Source organism: Bradyrhizobium sp. 4 (assembly GCF_023100905.1).
Classification (GTDB): Bacteria; Pseudomonadota; Alphaproteobacteria; order Rhizobiales; family Xanthobacteraceae; genus Bradyrhizobium.
The window spans coordinates 6,214,666-6,233,227 of record NZ_CP064686.1; the positions used below are offsets into that span (position 1 = coordinate 6,214,666).

Annotated in this window: 19 protein-coding genes; all 19 read right to left on the reverse strand. The window is 64.0% G+C overall.

What is annotated here, in order from left to right:
- Positions 1 to 12: 12 nt before the first annotated feature.
- The 19 genes from IVB45_RS29620 to IVB45_RS29710 all read right to left on the reverse strand — a co-directional run bounded on the left by IVB45_RS29620 (position 13) and on the right by IVB45_RS29710 (position 18,380).
- Positions 13 to 498, reverse strand: a complete 486-nt coding sequence (locus IVB45_RS29620; RefSeq protein ID WP_247358376.1) for a rod-binding protein — start codon at positions 496 to 498, stop codon at positions 13 to 15.
- On the reverse strand, positions 495 to 914 hold the full coding sequence (locus IVB45_RS29625) for a hypothetical protein (protein ID WP_247358375.1): 420 nt from the start codon (positions 912 to 914) through the stop codon (positions 495 to 497). The genes IVB45_RS29620 and IVB45_RS29625 overlap by 4 nt, the downstream gene beginning before the upstream one ends.
- A 6-nt stretch (positions 915 to 920) precedes the next feature.
- The gene (gene fliR / locus IVB45_RS29630; protein WP_027570497.1) at positions 921 to 1,673 is read right to left on the reverse strand and encodes a flagellar biosynthesis protein FliR; all 753 of its coding nucleotides are present in this window, start codon (positions 1,671 to 1,673) and stop codon (positions 921 to 923) included.
- Complete coding sequence (flhA, locus tag IVB45_RS29635; RefSeq protein ID WP_247358374.1) at positions 1,670 to 3,751, reverse strand: flagellar biosynthesis protein FlhA; 2,082 nt, start codon at positions 3,749 to 3,751, stop codon at positions 1,670 to 1,672. Before flhA ends, fliR begins: the two co-directional genes overlap by 4 nt.
- Positions 3,752 to 3,845: 94 nt before the next feature.
- A complete protein-coding gene (gene fliQ / locus IVB45_RS29640) occupies positions 3,846 to 4,112 on the reverse strand; it encodes a flagellar biosynthesis protein FliQ (protein WP_008130649.1) in 267 nt (88 codons plus the stop codon).
- Entirely contained in the window at positions 4,109 to 4,525 is a 417-nt protein-coding gene (gene flgD / locus IVB45_RS29645) for a flagellar hook assembly protein FlgD (protein ID WP_027570495.1), read from the reverse strand. Before flgD ends, fliQ begins: the two co-directional genes overlap by 4 nt.
- A gap of 14 nt (positions 4,526 to 4,539) precedes the next feature.
- Complete coding sequence (gene flbT / locus IVB45_RS29650) at positions 4,540 to 4,950, reverse strand: flagellar biosynthesis repressor FlbT (RefSeq protein WP_027519845.1); 411 nt, start codon at positions 4,948 to 4,950, stop codon at positions 4,540 to 4,542.
- The gene (gene flaF, locus IVB45_RS29655; RefSeq protein WP_027570494.1) at positions 4,950 to 5,294 is read right to left on the reverse strand and encodes a flagellar biosynthesis regulator FlaF; all 345 of its coding nucleotides are present in this window, start codon (positions 5,292 to 5,294) and stop codon (positions 4,950 to 4,952) included. The genes flbT and flaF overlap by 1 nt, the downstream gene beginning before the upstream one ends.
- Positions 5,295 to 5,361: 67 nt before the next feature.
- Entirely contained in the window at positions 5,362 to 6,408 is a 1,047-nt protein-coding gene (locus IVB45_RS29660) for a flagellar hook-associated family protein (RefSeq protein ID WP_247358373.1), read from the reverse strand.
- Positions 6,409 to 6,411: 3 nt separating this feature from the next.
- On the reverse strand, positions 6,412 to 7,890 hold the full coding sequence (flgK, locus tag IVB45_RS29665; protein WP_247287761.1) for a flagellar hook-associated protein FlgK: 1,479 nt from the start codon (positions 7,888 to 7,890) through the stop codon (positions 6,412 to 6,414).
- A gap of 34 nt (positions 7,891 to 7,924) precedes the next feature.
- Positions 7,925 to 9,157, reverse strand: a complete 1,233-nt coding sequence (locus IVB45_RS29670) for a flagellar hook protein FlgE (RefSeq protein ID WP_027570491.1) — start codon at positions 9,155 to 9,157, stop codon at positions 7,925 to 7,927.
- Positions 9,158 to 9,247: 90 nt separating this feature from the next.
- A complete protein-coding gene (locus tag IVB45_RS29675; protein WP_247358372.1) occupies positions 9,248 to 9,829 on the reverse strand; it encodes a transglycosylase SLT domain-containing protein in 582 nt (193 codons plus the stop codon).
- Positions 9,780 to 11,117 (reverse strand): flagellar hook-length control protein FliK, encoded by a 1,338-nt coding sequence (locus IVB45_RS29680; protein ID WP_247358371.1) that lies wholly within the window; start codon positions 11,115 to 11,117, stop codon positions 9,780 to 9,782. Before IVB45_RS29680 ends, IVB45_RS29675 begins: the two co-directional genes overlap by 50 nt.
- Positions 11,114 to 12,316, reverse strand: coding sequence for a chemotaxis protein (locus tag IVB45_RS29685; RefSeq protein ID WP_247358370.1), 1,203 nt, complete (start codon positions 12,314 to 12,316; stop codon positions 11,114 to 11,116). The genes IVB45_RS29680 and IVB45_RS29685 overlap by 4 nt, the downstream gene beginning before the upstream one ends.
- Complete coding sequence (locus IVB45_RS29690) at positions 12,313 to 13,644, reverse strand: MotB family protein (protein WP_247358369.1); 1,332 nt, start codon at positions 13,642 to 13,644, stop codon at positions 12,313 to 12,315. Before IVB45_RS29690 ends, IVB45_RS29685 begins: the two co-directional genes overlap by 4 nt.
- Positions 13,645 to 13,650: 6 nt before the next feature.
- Entirely contained in the window at positions 13,651 to 14,358 is a 708-nt protein-coding gene (locus IVB45_RS29695; RefSeq protein ID WP_247358368.1) for a hypothetical protein, read from the reverse strand.
- Complete coding sequence (gene fliF, locus IVB45_RS29700; RefSeq protein ID WP_247358366.1) at positions 14,355 to 15,986, reverse strand: flagellar basal-body MS-ring/collar protein FliF; 1,632 nt, start codon at positions 15,984 to 15,986, stop codon at positions 14,355 to 14,357. Before fliF ends, IVB45_RS29695 begins: the two co-directional genes overlap by 4 nt.
- A 304-nt stretch (positions 15,987 to 16,290) precedes the next feature.
- Complete coding sequence (locus IVB45_RS29705; RefSeq protein WP_027570485.1) at positions 16,291 to 17,202, reverse strand: flagellin; 912 nt, start codon at positions 17,200 to 17,202, stop codon at positions 16,291 to 16,293.
- Between the two features lie 269 nt (positions 17,203 to 17,471).
- Positions 17,472 to 18,380 (reverse strand): flagellin, encoded by a 909-nt coding sequence (locus IVB45_RS29710; RefSeq protein ID WP_027570484.1) that lies wholly within the window; start codon positions 18,378 to 18,380, stop codon positions 17,472 to 17,474.
- Positions 18,381 to 18,562 lie beyond the last annotated feature (182 nt).

Sequence of the window (18,562 nt, forward strand, 5' to 3'; positions counted from 1 at the left end):
CCCATTCCCGAATCATCCGGCCTTGCCCGTAGCGTCCGGTCCCGCCGGATGCGCGGCAGCAAACTGCTTGGCAATGCCAATGCCCTTGCCCTTTGCCAACTGCGCACCAAGTTGCTCCGCCAGCATCGACTTCCAGACGCCGCCCGCCGTGCCCTTCCCGAAGACCTCCTCGGACTCCTTCGGCAGCATCGTCTCGACGAAGGTCTGGAGGATGAAGGCCTCGAACTTGCGGTACACCTCGCCGGATGCCGGCGCCTTGATCACCTGCACCGGCGCCCCGTTCACCGCGCCCGACTGCGGTTCCGAAACCTTCGTCGCGGATTGATCGGCAGCTGCCGTCTTGGCCTTCGCCTTGCCGACCTCCGCGTCCATCGTGGCGGCGAAATCCGCGTCCGATGATTTCAACGCGTCGAGCTTCGCGGTGGCCGCGCGCTGCGTCACGGGATCGGCAGCATCGAGGACGTCGAGAACGAGGTCGGGTGTCGCTGTCACGATCATGTCTTGGTCCGATTGGCTTGCCGTGGCGTCCACTCGCGCACGGTGAGGCTTGTTCCCGTCATTTCCTCGAGCGATCGCTTCTCGGCGTCGCGAAGCTTGTCCGCGAGCGCCGCCTTCGCGACCTGCTCGAACTGCTTCACACGGCGGCTCTCCGCGCGAACCTGGTCGAGCTGCTGCGAGGCCTGCGCCTGAACCGCGCGCGCGCCGACGCTGGTTCTGGTCAGACGCCGCGCGACCGATTCGCTCGATGATCCCGCTGGCGGCTTGCCCTCGTTGAGAGTTCCCACCAGCCATTCCTGTTCATCCTGCAAGCTGCGCTCCTGCTGCCGCAGATGCGCGAGCTGCCACTCTGACAGCCGGAGCTGGAGCTTCACGAGCGAGACCATCCGGCCGAGCTTGTCCGCGCGCGACGTCATGGCCGATCACTCCGCCAGCCACGAGGAGACGCCAAGCATGAATTGCGTCAAGAGCTCGTCGCTGGTGAGGTAGAGCAGCAGGAAGCCACCGAACAGCACGAACGGTACCGAGATGAAATAGACCGGAATCGCCGGCGTCAGCTTGTTGATCAGGCCGACCGCCAGGTTGACGACGACCGAATAGACGATGAAAGGGCTGGCGATCCGCAGCGTCAGCACGAATGCCTCCGACAGCCTTCCGACGAGCTGGTCGAGCGGCATGCTGCCGCCGAGCCGGTCGCCGGGATGCCAGACGTCGTAGGAGTTCATCAGGCCGCGCAGGACCTGCCAGTGCTGGTCGGTCATGAAGAACAGCGTGGTGACGGACGTCATGATCAGCGGCACCAGGGCCGGCGCCGGATCGGTGTCGCCGACCGGCGTCCCCGGGATGTTGCTCAACCCGATTGCGCTGGCCATCACGGTGGCCATGGTCTGGAGTGCGAGAAAGAACACGCGACCGCCGAGCCCGATGACGCTGCCGACCACGAGCTCGGAACAGATCAGCAGCACGAGGGTCAGCGGCGCCGCGTTGTCCGTAAGTGGTTTCAGGACGGCGATCAGGATCGGCGTCAGCGCAAACGTCGTGACGAGCGCGACGAACAAGCGGACTTGGGCCGGAACGTTGACGCTGGAATAGCCGGGCACCAGCATCAGGCAGGCACCGATGCGGCAGAACACGATGAACGTCACCAGCACGCTATCGGTGAGGCCGCTGATCACGATATGGCTCCGAGGGCCCTGATCTCGGTGCTGCGCGCGACCTCGACATGCGACAGGATCGGCAGGGTCGGAAAGACCCGCTCCAGGATCATCCGGACATAGGGACGCGCTTCCGGGGTCACCGCCAGCACCACGCTGGTGCCGTTCTCGGTGAACTTGCGGATCGCGGCGCTGGCTTCGGTCGCAAACTGCTCGATCAGGCGCGGATCGGCGTCGAATTCGACGACGTCGCCCTTGGCGTCGCGCTTCAGGCTCTGGTGGAACGCGAGATCCCAACGGTTGCCGAGACGGACCACGTTGAGCACGCCGTTGTCGGTGAGATCGCCGCAAATCTGCTGGGCAAGACGTGTACGCACATGCTCTGCCACCTGCTCGGAGCGCCGCACATGGGGCGCGATCTCGGCGATGGCTTCGAGGATCAGATGAAGGTTGCGGATCGACACGCGCTCGGCCAGCAGGATCTTCAGGATCGCCAGCAGCCCCGAATACGATATCTGCGACGGGCAGAGATCCTCGACCAGGCGCTTGTATTCGGGATCGAGCCGGTCGAGCAGGCCGCGCATGTCCTTGTAGGACAGGAGCTGGGCGAGGTTGGCCCTGATCACTTCGCTCAGATGCGTGAGCAGCACCGAGAGATTGTCGACCGGCTTGCAGCCCTGGCGCTTGACCTCGTCGGTGAACGCGTCCGTCACCCACAGCGCCTTCATGCCGAAGGCCGGCTCGATCACCTCTTCGCCGGGAACGTCGGGCTTGCCATCCTTGTCGACGAGCACCAGCACTTCGCCGAGCCTGAGCTCGCCCTGGGCGACGCGGGTGTCGTGGATTCGGATCTGGTATCCCTTGGGATCGATCGACAAATTGTCGGTGAGCTTGATCTCGGGAACCACGAAGCCGTACTGCTTGGCGAACTTCTTGCGGATCTTGGCCACGCGGTGCGCCAGCTCGTTGCGCGAGCCCAGCAGATGGACCGAGAGGTGGCCCCCGAGCGCCAGCTCGATCTCCGCGGTCTTGAGCGATTCCTTGACGGACTCCTTGGCATCGACCTGGGCGCGTTCGTCGGCCTTGCGAGCATCTTCCTTCTGCTTCAGGGCTGCCTGCCGCCTCGGCAGCGAGTATCCGACGAAAGCCATGACGCCGCCGAGCAGCAGGAAGGGCGCCGTCGGCAGCCCCGGCATCAAGGCGAGCACGAACATCATCAGCGCGGCGGCCGACACCGCGCGCGGATAGCCGCCGAGCTGGCGCAACACCGCCTGCTCGGCCGAACCTCTGGTGCCGCCCTTCGAGACGAGCAGGCCCGCCGACAGCGACACGATCAGCGCGGGCATCTGCGTTACCAGACCGTCGCCCACGGAGAGCTTGGTGTAGACGTCGGCGGCGCGTGCCAGCGTCAATCCGTGATGCGTCACGCCGATGATGATACCGCCGAAAATGTTGATCGCGGTGATGATCAGGCCGGCGACGGCATCGCCGCGGACGAATTTCGAGGCGCCGTCCATGGCGCCGAAGAACGCGCTCTCCTCTTCCAGCTCGCGCCGCCGGCGCTGGGCCTCCTTGTCGTCGATCAGGCCCGCGGACAGATCCGCGTCGATCGCCATCTGCTTGCCGGGGATGGCATCCAGAGTGAAACGGGCGCCGACTTCGGCGATACGCGTTGCGCCCTTCGTGATCACGACGAAGTTCACCGTGACCAGAATCGCGAAGATGATCAGGCCGATGACGAAGTCACCACCCATGACGAACTTCGAGAAACCGGCAACGACATGGCCCGCGGCGTTTTCGCCCTCCCCGCCGCGCGACAGGATGAGACGGGTCGTTGCGACGTTGAGCGCAAGCCGCAGGATCGTCGCGATCAGGAGCACGGTCGGGAAGGCCGAGAAATCGAGCGGCCGCTGGATCCACAGCGCGACCATCAGGATCAGCGCCGACAGCGCGATCGAGAATGCGAGGCCGAGATCGATCAGGATCGGCGGTATGGGCAGGAACAGGATCGTGAGCATGGCCACGATGCCGCCTGCGAAAAAGGCGTCGGCGCCCAATCGTCGCGGGGTCGGCAGGCTAGCGGCTAACGTATCCGTCATGGGTCACCGGCAGAGGATCCGGCCCGTAATCTGCCGTGCAAAGCTTACGCGGGGGTGGTGGCAGGGGTGGCAGAGGCGGCCGGGGCCGCCCGGATCAGAAGCCGCGCTCGATGTGCGAATAGACCATCTCGGTGAAGGTGGAGAGATGGGCTCCGATGAAGGAGCCGGAGATGGCAACGACCACGAGAATGACGATGATCTTCGGAACGAAGGTCAGCGTCACCTCCTGGATCTGGGTCAGCGCCTGGATCAGCGCGATGATGGTGCCGACCAGCATCGCGGCACCGACGGCAGGCCCGGAGGCGACGATGATGGTCCAGATCGCCGCCTGGACGATGTCGAGGGCATCCCGTTCGTTCATGACTGGCTGATCGTGAGACCGGGGCCGATCGCGACTTTCGTACCGTTCTCGAGTGTCGCGATGGAGCCGTCGCTGTTGATGGAGACCGAAGCGACCTTGCCGCTGAAGCTTGCTCCGGTCGAGTCCGTGAAGCTGACGGTCTTTCCGATCAGTCCATTGGCCTGCGACAGCGACTGCGAAGACAGCAGGGCGTCGAGCTTGGTATTGGTCTGCATCGCCTGCTCGACCGACGAGAGCTGCGCAAACTGGCTCATATATTGCGAAGTGTCCATCGGATTGGTCGGATCCTGATTCTTCATCTCCGCGACGAGGAGCTGAAGAAACGTGTTGTAGTCGACGCCGGTGCTCGACGTCGTCGAGCTGGTCGAACTGGACGACTTGCTGGTGCTATCGGTCGCGCTGGTGACGTTCATGTCGCTCTCCGCTGTCAGGCAGCCTCGAATGGGGAATCGATCTTGGCGCCGGCCAGGATGGCCTGCTCCACCGGAAACAGTGCTCGGATCCGCTTGAGCGCCTCGAAGTAACGGCTCGCCCCGACCAGGTCGTCGACCGCACCAAGCCCGACCAGCATCTCCTGGCTCTCGCACACGGCGAGCAGGGCCGCGTGATGCTGCCCATAGAGAGCCGAAGCGTCCCGAACGTCGGTCGGATTCATCAGCATGAGCTGGACGATGAAATAGAGCTGCCGCAGCGCCGTTGTGGCGTCGGAGGCCTGCATGATCTGCCCTTCGAGCAGGAACATCACGTCATTGACGAGTTCGACGGAGACCTTGCGGTCCACGCGCAGCACGGCGCCGTTGATGTAGACCCGTTCGCCCGCACGCAAGGATATCTTCATCAAAGTGCGTCTCGGATCAGGCGGTTGATTTCGATGAGCTGGATCACGTCGTTCGACTTTTCTTCGCGAAGGCGATCGGCTTCCTTGACCACCCAAAGCCCGATCGAGATGATGTCCGCGCGCAGCTTTTCCGGAAGCCCGTTTTCCGGATGCGCGAGATCCTCGATGAAGATCGTCCACAGCCGCCGCACATAGAGCAGGCTCTCGACCAGATCCTCGAGGCTGAAGCGGTCCTCCTGGATCCGCTCGAGCCGGTCGATGCCGAGGCTGAGCGCCTGCCGCTCGCGGCCCCGCGCCTCATAGCCGCTCTCGTCGACGACCGATTCATAGGCTTCAAACGTCATCAGGACAACTCTGCGCAGGAGACCGAACAACAAGACAAGGGTTACGCGCCTTACGAAGGAGCTGGACTCAGAGATAGTTGATGAGGCTGATCTTCTGGAGTTGCGAGGTGAGCGCAAGCGCCGTCTGGATCTGCGTCTGCAAGGTGTTGACCCTGACGGAGGCTTCCGTCGGGTCCACCTTCTCTATACCGACGATCTGATTGTTCAGAATGTCCTGCTGCGTCTTCAGCTTGTCGGTTGCAGAGGTGATCCGCTGCTGGACCGTGCCGATGTCGCCGCCGAGGGTCGCAAGGTCAGTGATGGCGTTCCCGACAAGGCCGATGGCCTTGTCCACGACGACCTGGAACGTCGCTTGGTCCAGATTCGCGTTCCCGAGATCTGCCATCATGGTGTAGGCCTCGGCGAGCTTGCGGAAGCCCGTCTGATTGGCGCTGACGGAGGTATCGGCGATCTCGGTCGTCGAGATACGGCTTTGCATCACCTGGTCGGTCGCCGATGACCAATTCGTGTTCCAGGCCGGGCTCGCGAACTCGGCATCGAAGGTGGTGTCGAGGAAGGTCTGCATCTGGACCGGGGTGATGGTGTTCACGCTGGGCGATGATTGCGAGAAGCCGAAGGCCGCAAGGAAGTCGGCATCGACCTGGTTCTTGCTGGCCGAGCCCGCGGTGTAGGCCGTGATCGGCGTGTTCTGCGTGTTGATCCCCGCGAAGAGAGACGAGCCGTTATAGGAGACGTTCAGCGCGCCAATCAGATCCTGGAGGTTGGAGGACGCAGGCGGCAGGATGATCCGCCCGCCGCCGTCGGTACTGCGAGCCGCGATCAGGTCCTTGAGGAAGTCCGTTGCGGTCGAACCAAGCTGGGTGATCCGGCTCTGCGTGATGTCCAGGCGTCCCGAGACCAGCCCGTTGGTATCGACGAGCTGATCGGCAAAGCTTAGGTCCGCCCGCAGGGTGACGTCGCCTCCCGTCGTGGCGCCAAGCTCGAGGCCGACATCGGCGAAGCGGCCGGTGGTGGCTTCCTTCGAGGCCTTGGCCAGCGCGGCCTGATTGTTGGTGATCGAGGACCTCAACGACGAAGACAGCATCAAGGTCGAGATGTAGTTCGCGCTCATCATGACTTAATTTCCCACGGCAGCCAGCAGGCTCTGCAACATTTCGTCGACGGTCGAGATGATCTTCGACGAGGCCGAATAGGTGCGTTCGACTTGGAGCATCAACGACATCTCGTCGTCCATGTTGACGCCGCTGACGTTCGACAGCGCCGCGGTGCTGCGGTCGAGCAACGTTTTCTGGTAGGTGACGTTGGAATCGGCGGTCTTGCGCTGGTTTTCGATCCAGCTCGTCGAGGACGACGCGAAGTCGATCAAGCTGCCGTTCGGCTTGCCCTGCGTGGTTGCATCGAACGGCTGCGACGCATCCATGGCGCCAATGAGCTGCTGCAGCCGGGCCGAGTAACCGCCATTGCCGACGGTATTGTATTGGTATGCGACGTTGCCGCTGATCGCACCGTCGCGCAGCAGATTGGGATTGCCGCCCTGGGCCGGATCGACCGATGCAGCAACGGAAATCGTACCAGCGAGGCCCACCAAGACGGTGGCGCTCGCCGGCATCGCCGGCGCGCCGGGATAGGTGAAGAGACCGGGGACGTTGGGCAGCGTCGGAACAGGCGACTGGTCACTTTCCTTGAAGGCATCGACCAGGCCGCGCGCGATTTCGTCGAGCTGGCTCTGGTAAGTAACGGTATCATTGTCGCGCAGCTGCGCGAGGCCAGCAAGCTTGCCGGACTTGAGCGGCATCACGGAATTGGCGCCGGTTACCGGAACGCCGTCGATATAGACGGCATTGCCGGTGGTGCCGGCCGTATAGGCGTTCGTCGGCGCAAAGCTCACCGTTCGCGCTATCTTGTCGAACAGCACGACGCCGCTGTCGGTATAGAGCGCCGCGTCCCCGTTAGGACGGAGCGACATCGACACTCCGACCTCCTGTGACATCTGCGAGACGATGCTGTCGCGCTGGTCGAGGTAGTCGGTGATGTCGTCGCCGGAGATCGTCCCCTTCACGATCGCGGTGTTGACGGTCTGGAACTGGGAGAGCAACCGATTGATGTTTTGAACCGACGTTTGCATGTCGGCATCCGCGCCCTCACGGACCGTCTGCACGGTTTGGGTCGCCTGGTTGAGCGCGATCGCCATGTCCTTGGCGGACGTCACCGCTGCCTGCGCCAGCGTGGTGTTGTCCGGGGCGTTGGCATATTGCTGGAGCGCCTTCTTCAGCGCGTTGAGCTGCGCCGTCGGCGACTGGTCGAGTTCCGGATCGTCCACCGTGGCAGATGCGATCTTCTGGAGACCGTCAAGGATCGCGCTCTGCTTGGCCGACGTCGAGGTTGCGGTCAAGACATTGTCGTAGAGCCCCGAGCTGGCGGCGCGCTGGATCGCCGCCACGTAAACGCCGGCCCCGGGGAGATTGTCCAATACGGCGATCTTGCGCGAATAGCCGGCGGCACTGGCACCGGCGATGTTGCGCGAGATCGTCGACGACTGGATGCCCGACGCCATGAGCGATGCGCGAGCGGAGTCGAGAGCAGCGGTAAGGGACATGGTCTACTCTTGGCCGGGACGAGTGCAGAAGGATTCAGCGCTTCAGGTTGACGACGACGTCGAGCAGGTCGGCGCCGGTCTGGAACGATTTCGAGTTCGCGGTGAAGCCACGCTGTGCCTCGATCATCCCGGTGAGCTCGTCCGCGAGATCGACGTTGGAGTCTTCCAGCGCTTCAGACTGGATCGTGCCAAGCCCACCGGTGCCGGCATTCGCGGCCTGGGCGTTGCCCGAATTCTGGTTGGTCGAATAGACGTTGCCCGGCTCGGGCGTCAGATTATCGGGGCTCGCCACGTCGGCGAGCATGAGCGTGTAGAGCGTCAGTTGCTGACCGTTCTTGAGCACGGCGGTCACGTACCCGTTCTGGTCAACGTCGACCTTATCGATGGCCGACGGAACGCTACCGTTGACAGTGGCCTTGAAGCTGAAGTTGGTGCCGACCTGCGTCATGTTCGACAAGTCGAGGGTCACGGTCGCGCCGCCGGTTACCGGAAATGCAAGCGTCGTGGCGCTCGCTGCGGCCAGCGCGCCCTTTCCGGCCGTCGTCGTGTCGAAGGTATAAGTTCCGGTCGCGCCGAGCGTGGCGCCCGTCGTCGAGTTGTAGGCTTGGATTTGCCAGGTGTCCAAGCCCGCCGCTGTCGCGGTATGGGACATATAGAGATCGACCTTAACGGGCTGGCCGATATTGTCGTAGGCCACGATCGAGCTTTTCGACGAGTACGCGCCCGGACCGGGCGGACCGGCAATGAGTGCTGCCGTCGGATCCAGATTGCCGGTGGTGAGCGTTCCCGCCGTCGATGGCACGGGCACCTGCGAGACCTGGGCGATGTTCACGATCTGCATTCCCGACAGGCTGTTCTGTGAGAAATTAGTCACCTTCCCCGGCTGGCCGAGGAGGTAGTAGCCGGCCGCATTGACCAGATTGCCTTGGCTGTCCGGGACGAACGAGCCGGCCCGCGTCAGGAACTGCTGCGTGTTGGTGGCGTCGGACACCACGAAGAAGCCGTTGCCTTGAACGGCAAGATCCGTGCTCGATGTGGTGAATTGCGTATGTCCGGCGTCGCTGATGGCGTAGCGGACGGTGGTCTCGACGGCGCCGGAATCGTAATTGCCGGAGCCGCTCTTCAGGATCAGCGAGGAGAATTCGGTCGAAGCCCGCTTGTAGCCGGTGGTGTTGACGTTCGCGATGTTGTCCGAAACCGTCGACAGCTTGTTGGATTGCGCGGCCATCCCGGAAACGCCGGTACGCATAATGCCATAGAGGCTCATGGATTGGGCTCCTTAAGTAGGTTGCAATTACAATGATGGGTTTTGCTTGCGCGGGGCTGATGGTAAGAAACCATGCACAACTTCATGTCGTCAGCTCGTCTTGGGCTGACAGAACGAGCGCGCCTTGTCGGTCCACGCGCCGAAGCCGCTCGAGACGAGATGCGCGACGATGTGGCAGACGTAGCGCTTCTGCGCCGGCTGGTTGTTGGGGCCTGCATTGTAGCGGGCGACCGCCATGGTCCAGCTGCCCTCGCGCTGCTTCAGCTCCTTCAGGAAGCGCGCGGCGTAGTCGACATTCCCTGCGGGATCGAACATCGCCCGGACCGAGACGAATTTGTCGCCGTGATAGTAGTGGTTGATCTGCATGCAGCCGAGGTCGATCAGCTTGATCCCCCTAGCTCGCATGGCTTCGAAGTTGGCGATCGCGTCGTTCATGTCTTTGGCGAATACGGTCTGTCCATCGGCGCCGAGCGCGTAAGGATGAAGCGCGCCGCGCCGGCCGGTCTCGGTCAGGCCGACCGCGTAGAGAATGCCGAGCGGAATTCCGTGCTGCTGGGACGCACGCGCCATCTCGCGCTCGCACGGGCGCGAATTGTCGGTCGCAGCAGTCGCGGCGCCGGCGTTACAGATAAACAGGGCCGCGACGAATCTGCGGCGCCACGTCCTGATCATGACGCGTCTCCTGGTTGGACGGGCGCTCCTGTCGGGCCTGCTTGGCGCCGCCGTCGGCTTGTCCCGACGAATTGCTCGTACCGTCGAACGTGCCTTGCGACTGCGACGAGGGCTGTTGCTGGCCCGAAAGCTGCGGCTGCGACTGGCCGGAGCCGCTCTGGAAACCATCCAGCGAGCCGTGCTGGACGGGTGCTATGTCGGCGACGTAGCCCGCCGATTGCATCAGCTCGCGGATCGAATCGCGCTGCTGATCCAGCATCTGGCTCGTGTCCTTGCGCGCGGCGGCAAGGTGGACGGACACCTCGTTGCCGACCAGACGAAGGCGCACGGTGACATTGCCGAGCGCGGGCGGCTCGAGATTGATGGTCAGGATCTTGAGCGGCTGATCCGGCGCATTGGCTTGGGACGCGGCAACATCTGCAGCTGCGGAGACCGGTGCCGGAGCTTCTTTCAGCTCGGCGATAACGGCGTTGGCAACCTGCTGCGGAGCGTTGAACTGCGCCGGCGGCAGATGAGTCTCTTGCTGGACTACGGTGACCTTGGTCGTCCCGGGCAATGCGTCCCGCGCCGAAACCTTGGCAGCACGCTCGACATTGGCCGCGACGGCGTCGAAGCCGGGTGCGGTTGCCTCCTGCGACGGCTCACTGCCTTGCGGCGATGTCGCCTGGTCGGTAGCCGTCGCGTGCGACGCCGCGGTCTGCGAGTGCGCAGTGGTTGGAGCCGCGGGAGACGCGAGCTCGGGGGTCGTCGCCTTTCCCGTTCCCATGGCCTGAACGTCGCGCTTCGTCGTGGAAGACCGCTCGTCGCGCCCGGACGCATCCTTCTTGTCGCCGGCCGGTGCTTGCATCTGCGGCATCACGACCGGCGGCCCGGCGACGATCTCCTGCCCCATGATCCCGGCAATGCTCGATCGGCTCTGGACGTCGGCCTGCTCGGTAGGATCGAGGAATCCATGTTTCCCGGACGATTTCTCGGTGGGTTTCTCCCTGGATCCGGGCTCTTCGGCTGCCGCGGCACGGTCGTGCACCGTCTCGTCGCTAGCGTCGTCCTTCCCGCTCTGATGCGCCAGGCGCGTTCGCAGCGTTCCGGCTTTCACCGCCGTGTCGCCGCCCTCGTCGTTGAGCGCCCGCTTCGCGAGACTCGAGACGGTGTGCAGCAGATCGTTGAAGGAGGAGTCCGCCTGCGCCTTCGGTCCGGCGCTCTTGCCGGAGCGCGATGTGCCCCGCATGTTGAGGCTTTCGGCGAGACTCGAAAAGACCTGTCCGGAGGTTCCACTGAGCTTCGTCATGGACGGCGATCCCTGGTGAGAAGTTCGAGTTCCCCGAGTTGCTTCTGCGCGCGCGCAAGCGTTGCGGTCGACGACGCCAGGTCGAGACGCGCCGGCGTGACCGGAGACTTGTCGGCTGCGGCGGCGGATCCGCCAGCGAACGGCTTGCGAACGTCGAGTGCGAGCTGCACCGTTGCATTGAGAAAGGGGATGTCGCGCTCGGGCAGCTTCGACCGGTCGAGCGCCTTCAACTCGGCGAGACCGCCGTCATATTCGTCGGCGAGCGCCCGCGACACGCCGCGGAACAAATGCGCCCGCTCGCGCTCCGCCGAGGCATCGGCGCTGAGAGTCAGGGCACGCTCGCCGGCAAGCCGGGTCACGGCCAGCCCTCCGCGCACCATCGCGGTCCGCGCGATCACGAGATAGAGCTTGAGGCGGCTCGCGCGGTCGATCTGCTCCAGCAGGGTGGTGATCCGCGCAAACCGACGCTCGTCGAGCGCGAGGCTCGACTGCGTCAGGCCGGTCGCAAAGCGCTGCCAGAAGTCCCCGGCATAGACCGAGTTGTGGTAGTGCCTGATATAGGCCAGCGTCAGGAACTCGAACTTGTCGAAATCCTCGGCTTGCCCGACCAACAGGATCTCGCGCCGCAGCGCGGCCTCCTCCACCAATGTGCCCGGCAAGAGCAAGCGCGCGTCATCCAGACGCTCGATTGCGAGCGATGCCTCGGCGCGTGCGAACAGCGCGCCCTGGACCAGCGCGAGCTGTCCGCCCAGGCCCGACGGAACCGTCCGCGGCTTGACGTCCTTGAGCAGTTCGCGCGCTTCGTCCTGACGACCCTCGACATAGGCAAGCGCGCCATCGAACAGCCGTCCATCGACGTTCAGCTTGTCGCGCGGCAGCTTGCGGATGATTTGCGGCGCGCCACCGCTGAGCAGGTAGATGATGGCGGCCTGGCCGTTCTGCGAATTACTCCACACGCCCGGATCGGCGGCGAGAAATTTTTCGCCGATCTGTCGGATCAATGCGCCGTGGCTGCCGTGCGCCGCGCTATCGCCGTTGGCGATGCCGTCCTGCACGGCCTGCAACGCCCGAACGAGCTCGTATGGCTCGCCCGATGCCGATACCAGCGGGGGCGGCATCGGTGCCGGCTCGGCGAATGCGCCTGCCGCCGTGAACGGCAGCAGCATCAGGAGCGCGGCGCGGAGAAGCGGCCTGATCAAGGACGCTTCTCCCGGACCATGATCTCGATCCGGCGATTCTGCGCGGCCGCCGGATCGTTTTGAAGTTTCGGCCGCCGATCGGCATAACCCTCGACATGCTCGATGCGCTGCGCATCGACACCGGAGCGGACCAGCATGTAATAGGCCATCTGCGCACGGGCCGTCGACAGCCGCCAGTTGTCATAGGCCTCCGAACGGTACGGCCGATTGTCGGTGTGGCCGCGGACGATGATCACGCCGGGACGCTTCGTCAGCAGCGGGCCGATCTTGTCGATCACCCGGATGAGTTCGGGCCGCGGCTCAGCCGAGCCGACCGCGAACATGCCGAAGTTGGCATCGTCGGTCAGGCTGATCAGCAGGCCTTCCTCGACCTGACGCACCTCGGCCACCGGTCCGGCGCCAGCCTTGACGTCCGACAGCGCGTCCGCGATCGCCGACTGAAGCTGGTTGACCGCTAATTGCTGGGCCTGAGCCGCGTCGCGCGGCTCGGATTCCTTCGTCGTGTCGTTGGGACGCGGCTGAGCGGCGGCATTGGCTTGATTACCAGCCTGGGCGCCGGGCTGCGCGCTCCCTTCGCGTGAGGCCTGTGATGGCGTGGGCCCCGGCGGCAGCAGAGCCGACAGGCTTGCGGACGACGCATCGGCGTTCGGAGCCACGCTTCCGCCGGCATCGTCCTGCCTGGCTCGGCGTGCCTGTGGCTCGCTCTCGCCTGTGCCGGACGCAGTGTCGCGCGCGGACGCATTCGGCTTCAGCTCGGGCTTGGGCTCGATGATGCGATCGGCATCCTTGGGTGCCTGCGGCGCAAGCTTCCAATAGCCGGGATCGAACGGATCGCGGTAGGCGTCGCCGCCCTTGAGGCCATCCTCTTCGGCGGACGTCAAAGCGCCGGCGCGCCGCTGGCCCGAGGCCTGGTTCGCGCTGCTGGCGATCTCGGCGAGTGTCGTATAGGGATCGCGGAACAGGACCTTCTCCTCGTAGAAGGGCGGCTTCTCGGCCGTCGGAGAGTCACCGCGACGTTCCTCGCTCGGTCCTCCCGGCTGGCGCCTGCCGTCCTGGCCGTCGAACGACGACGGCTCCTTCTTGGAGAGATCCTTGAGCCCCTTCGGGGCAGGTGCGTTCTCCGCGAGCTTGATCGGATTGAAATAGCTCGCGACCACCTGCTTCTGATCCTGGTTGAGGGCATTGATCAGCCACATCACCAGGAAGAACGCCATCATCGCGGTCATGAAGTCCGCATAGGCGATCTTCCAGACGCCGCCGTGCGGCTTCTCGTCGTCGAAGGCGCTCCGCCGGCGGATGATGACGAGTTCTGACTTGACCTCATTCATGACGGACTACCGGCGCGCCTCTTTCAGGCTCTCGCTCCAGGCCGTGATCTGGGTCTCGATCACGGTCTGGTCGGCCACGACGCGAACCTCGAATGTATCGGCGGCCTCATACTCGATGCCGGTTCGCCGCGCCGTCCCGAGCTGCGTCTTCACCAGGTCGAGCAGTTCGCTCGGGCCGGTGACCTTGAACACCGGCACCGGCGAATTGCCGGTTAGCGCAGCAATCTGCTCGACCAGCGACCCGATCGCCTTGTCGCGGACCGCGTCGGCGAGGAACGGCAGCAATATCCGCGCAACGGAGCTCGCGATGTTGGTCTCGATTTCACGGCAAGCTGTGTCGAAGCCGCTGACGACCGCCACCGCCTGCTGGTCGGACCACTTGGCCCGCTCTTCGCCGAGCCGGATCGCGCTGCGCACGCGTTCCTCGGCGATCCTGGACTCGCCGTCCGCAACGCCGGCCGCATGGCCGCGCCGAAAGGCATCGTCCAGGAGATTGACCGCCGGGGCTTCCGCCTTCGGCGCCGGAGGCGGCGACTGAAGCTGCGGCTGCGATTGCGGTTGCGAATGGGTCTGAGGCTGCGGCTGAGGCTCGCGCCGGGCTTCCTTCGGCCTCGTCAGCACATCCTGGATTTTGGGCGGCGGTGGAGGCGGAGGCGATTTGACCCGCCCGTTCACGTCGAACTGCGTCAGGAGCTTTCCGATTGCCGCGTTCATGCCGCCTCCTCGCGTCGCATCCAGTCTTTAAGGATCGCTGCCGCCTGCATCTGATCGAGACGAACGATCTGCTCCAGCCGCTTCTGCGGCGTTCGCTGCATCTTGCCTTCGAGGTCTTCGACCAGGTTGAGCTCGGCTTCTTCGCTGTCCGCCAATGCGAGGGCGCCTGCGGCCGACTCGAGCTGGGCGGCTTCCGCCGCCTCGGTCTGCTCCTGCGCCGCGCGATGGGTCAAAATGCCATTGACCGCAGGACGAAGTCCAAACCACACCAGCATCGAAGCTACGGCCAGGATCGTGACCGCGTTGATGACGCTGCCGAGCTGCTTGTTGATCATCTCGACGAAGCTGATCGGCGGCACCGGCGCCAGTTCGCGCGAGCCTTCGATGAAATCGACGGCCGTCACCTGGATCTGGTCGCCGCGTGCCTTGTCCAGCCCGCCGGCCGTGGCCGCGAGTTGGCTGATCTCGGCGAGCTTGCTGTCGACGATGGCTTGGTTGCTCTTGTCGCCGAGGTCGGCAATGAGCCGCCCGCGGTTGACCAGCACGGCAATGAACAGCTTCTTCACCGAATAGCCGTCGCTCACCGTCGTCGTGGTCTTGGACGAGACCTCGAAATTGGTGACGTCCTCGCGGCGGGTCTTGTCTTCGCTGGAATTCTTGGTGCCGCCAGCGTTCACCTGCTGGTCGGGAAGATTTTGCTGCACCGTGGTCGGCTGCGAACGGTCCGCGTTCTGTGACTTCTCGTTCTCGCGAACGTTCCGCACCGAGCGCTCGGCGCGGCTCTCCGGATCGTAGACGGTTTCGTTGGTCTGCCGCTTGTCGGTGGAGAGCTGCGATGCAACGCTCACTTCGAAATTGTCGAGGCCCAGATATGGCGTCAGCGCCTTGCGGATATTCTCCTGCACCATTCCGCCGACCGTCTTCTGCAGGCTCGCCATCTTGGTCGGAGCAGCAGTGGCCTCGTCCTCTTCGGCAAGCAGCATCGAACCGTCGGCGTCAAGCACCGTGACCTTGTCGCGGCTCATGCCTGGAATGGCAGCCGCGACGAGATGACGGATCGACTGCGCCGTGCGCGCCTCGATCGCGCCGTCGGTGCGCAGCACGACCGATGCCGAAGGTGGCTGCTGCGTCGCGCGGAACGACCCCCGCACCGGCATCACGATATGCACCCGCGCCGCCTTCACGCCCTTCATCAACTGCACCGTGCGCGCGATCTCGCCTTCGAGTGCCCGGAGCTTGGTGACCTCCTGCATGAACGAGGTCAAACCGAGCGAGCCGATCTTGTCGAACAGCTCGTAGCCAGAATTGGCGCTGGTCGGCAGCCCCTTCTCGGCGAGCAGCATCCGCGCCTGCATGGTCTGGCTCGGACGCACCGAGATCGCGTCGCCGGCGGTGTTGACGTCGAAGGTGATGTTCTGCTCGCGCAGCGCTGCACCCATACGCGTCACGTCTTCGCGGGAAAGGCCGGTATAGAGCGTTTCGAATTCAGGCCGGCTCAGATAATAGGCGCCGCCCACGACAGTGACGAGAACGGCGAAACCGATCAATCCCAAGGCCATCAGGCGTCGCGGCCCAAGCTCCAGCAGATTATTGAGCAGTTGCTGTATCTGCGCACGACTGAACAGCATGTGACCTCATACCAATGCGAACGTAGAGGACACTCTGCTGCCAACCTTGTCTGAAGGTTGCGCGAGACCACGAATGTGTCGGTTCGCCGGCGAGGCGTTGCAATTTTACAAGAGACTGAGTGACGCAATTGCGCGCGTCGGCGACAAGCGGACGGCCGGTCGCATCGCGGTGCGATCGCCGACGGCGTGTTGCCTGGAATGTGGCGTCAGGAAATCGATGTGGGCACGTCGTGTGCCGTCGGATCCGCCGCTCACGGCGGAGACCGTGCTCCCTGAGGAGCACGGTCGTTTTCGAAGCCGCGGCTTAGCGGAACAGCGACAGGATGCTCTGGCTGTTCTGGTTGGCGATCGAGAGCGCCTGAACGCCGAGCTGCTGCTGGGTCTGGAGCGCCTGAAGGCGGGTCGATTCCGCATTCATGTCGGCGTCGACGAGCTGGCCGATACCGCGGTCCACGGAGTCCATCAGGGTCTTGACGAATTCCGTGTTGGTCGCGAGTCGGTTCTTGACGGCACCGAGATTGGCGGCGGCCGACGCCACCGAGTTGATCCCGGCGGTGACCTGCGCGATGTAGCCATCGAGCGTGGTCTGGTCAGCCGCCGAGTCGGTCAGCACGGAGATGCTCATCGTGTTGATCGACGGAGAGGTCGAACCGGCCGTGTCCAGAATGCCAGTCTGGGTCGAGGTGTAGAGCGAGTAGTTCGCGGTCGTCACGGTGATCGAGCCGATGGTGGGCGTACCGCCGACACGCGAGTACGACGACACCAGGTTGAAAGTCGTCGGCGTCGTAGCGGTCGTGCTCAGCCAGTTGATGCCGTTGAAGGTCGCCGAGTTGGCCTTGAGCTTCATATCCTGCTGGATCTGGGTGATGTCAGCCTGGATCTTGGTGCGGTCGATACCAGCGGTCTTGGCTTCGACCAACAGCGCCTGGAGCTTGGTCAGGCCGGAGTCCTTGTCGCCGATAACCGACGTCAGAGCGGTATATTCGGTGTCGACGGTCGCAGCCGACAAACCGAGCGAGTCGGAGACCGCGGAAAGCGCGGCGTTGTCGGAGCGCATCGACGTCGCGATCGACCAATAGGCAGCGTTGTCCGAGGCGGTCGAGACGCGCATACCGGTCGAGATCCGGTTCTGCGTGGTCGCGAGCTGCGAGCTGACGTTGCGAAGGGTCTGCAGCGCGGTCATTGCAGACGAGTTGGTGAGGAGGCTAGAACCCATTTTGATGTCCCTTTGGAGATTGAATTAAATTTGGGGACATACCGGACTTACACCGGTACGGCAGGGCGGCGTCATGCCTTTGGGCTGCGCAAAAGCGTCAAGGCCCAACCTGTCGTAACGGCGACGATAGCCCGCGAAGCTTGTGCGGGGCTTGTGGCTCTGTGTCTTTGCCGCAACAAGGCGGCTGAAATTGCGGCGCGCGATGTCACGCCAAAATGAAAGGGCCGCGCCTCGTGAGAAGCGCGGCCCTCCCCAAAATCGTTTGAGGTTTAGCGGAACAGCGACAGGATGCTCTGGCTGCTGTTGTTGGCGATCGAGAGCGCCTGCACGCCGAGCTGCTGCTGGACCTGGAGGGCCGACAGGCGGGTGGACTCCTGGTTCATGTCGGCGTCGACGAGCTGACCGATACCGCGGTCCACGGAGTCCATCAGCGACTTCACGAAGTCCGTGTTGGTCGAGAGCCGGTTCTTGACGGCACCGAGATTGGCGGCGGCCGAGGCCACCGAGTTGATGCCAGCGGTGACCTGCGCGATGTAGCCATCGAGCGTGGTCTGGTCAGCTGCCGAGTCGGTCAACGCGGAGATGCTCATCGTGTTGATCGACGGAGCGGTCGAACCGGCCGTGTCGAGAATGCCGGTCTGCGTCGAGGTGTAGAGCGAGTAGTTGGCGGTCGTCACGGTGATGGAGCCGATGGTGGGCGTACCGCCGACACGCGAGTACGACGACACCAGGCTGAAGGTCGTCGGCGTCGTGGCGGACGTGCTCAGCCAGTTGATGCCGTTGAAGGTCGCCGCACTGGCTGTCGCCTTCATCTGCTGCTGGATCTGGGTGACGTCTGCCTGGATCTTGCTGCGGTCGATACCGGCGGTCTTGGCTTCGACCAGCAGGGACTGGAGCTTGGTCAGGCCGGAGTCCTTGTCGCCGATGACCGTGGTCAGAGCGGTATATTCGGTGTCGACGGTCGCAGCCGACAGACCGAGCGAGTCGGAGACCGCCGAGAGCGCGGCGTTGTCGGCGCGCATCGAGGTCGCGATCGACCAGTAGGCAGCGTTGTCCGAAGCGGTCGAGACGCGCTGGCCGGTGGAGATGCGGGTTTGCGTGGTGGAGAGCTGCGAGCTCACAGACCGCAAGGTCTGGAGTGCGGTCATGGCGGTCGAGTTCGTAAGCAGGCTTGACATTGCGAATGTCCCTTTATGTACGCGTTACATTTTCACGAGGGGACATACCGGGCTTTCACCGGTACGGAGGGGCGGCATCATGCCTTTGGACTGATGTGGGTGGGGTCCAACCCGCCGTGACGCATTGCTAGCACGCCGAATCTTGCGTGCGGATTAAGATCGACTTGAATTGCGCTGTAAAA

Excerpts from the sequence above, each read along its gene's own strand:
- IVB45_RS29620 (WP_247358376.1), bottom strand. The coding sequence starts at position 498 with ATGATCGTGACAGCGACACCCGACCTCGTTCTCGACGTCCTCGATGCT.
- IVB45_RS29625 (WP_247358375.1), bottom strand. The coding sequence starts at position 914 with ATGACGTCGCGCGCGGACAAGCTCGGCCGGATGGTCTCGCTCGTGAAG.
- flhA (WP_247358374.1), bottom strand. The coding sequence starts at position 3,751 with ATGACGGATACGTTAGCCGCTAGCCTGCCGACCCCGCGACGATTGGGC.
- fliQ (WP_008130649.1), bottom strand. The coding sequence starts at position 4,112 with ATGAACGAACGGGATGCCCTCGACATCGTCCAGGCGGCGATCTGGACC.
- flgD (WP_027570495.1), bottom strand. The coding sequence starts at position 4,525 with ATGAACGTCACCAGCGCGACCGATAGCACCAGCAAGTCGTCCAGTTCG.
- flbT (WP_027519845.1), bottom strand. The coding sequence starts at position 4,950 with ATGAAGATATCCTTGCGTGCGGGCGAACGGGTCTACATCAACGGCGCC.
- flaF (WP_027570494.1), bottom strand. The coding sequence starts at position 5,294 with ATGACGTTTGAAGCCTATGAATCGGTCGTCGACGAGAGCGGCTATGAG.
- IVB45_RS29660 (WP_247358373.1), bottom strand. The coding sequence starts at position 6,408 with ATGATGAGCGCGAACTACATCTCGACCTTGATGCTGTCTTCGTCGTTG.
- flgK (WP_247287761.1), bottom strand. The coding sequence starts at position 7,890 with ATGTCCCTTACCGCTGCTCTCGACTCCGCTCGCGCATCGCTCATGGCG.
- IVB45_RS29670 (WP_027570491.1), bottom strand. The coding sequence starts at position 9,157 with ATGAGCCTCTATGGCATTATGCGTACCGGCGTTTCCGGGATGGCCGCG.
- IVB45_RS29675 (WP_247358372.1), bottom strand. The coding sequence starts at position 9,829 with ATGATCAGGACGTGGCGCCGCAGATTCGTCGCGGCCCTGTTTATCTGT.
- IVB45_RS29680 (WP_247358371.1), bottom strand. The coding sequence starts at position 11,117 with ATGACGAAGCTCAGTGGAACCTCCGGACAGGTCTTTTCGAGTCTCGCC.
- IVB45_RS29690 (WP_247358369.1), bottom strand. The coding sequence starts at position 13,644 with ATGAATGAGGTCAAGTCAGAACTCGTCATCATCCGCCGGCGGAGCGCC.
- IVB45_RS29695 (WP_247358368.1), bottom strand. The coding sequence starts at position 14,358 with ATGAACGCGGCAATCGGAAAGCTCCTGACGCAGTTCGACGTGAACGGG.
- fliF (WP_247358366.1), bottom strand. The coding sequence starts at position 15,986 with ATGCTGTTCAGTCGTGCGCAGATACAGCAACTGCTCAATAATCTGCTG.
- IVB45_RS29705 (WP_027570485.1), bottom strand. The coding sequence starts at position 17,202 with ATGGGTTCTAGCCTCCTCACCAACTCGTCTGCAATGACCGCGCTGCAG.
- IVB45_RS29710 (WP_027570484.1), bottom strand. The coding sequence starts at position 18,380 with ATGTCAAGCCTGCTTACGAACTCGACCGCCATGACCGCACTCCAGACC.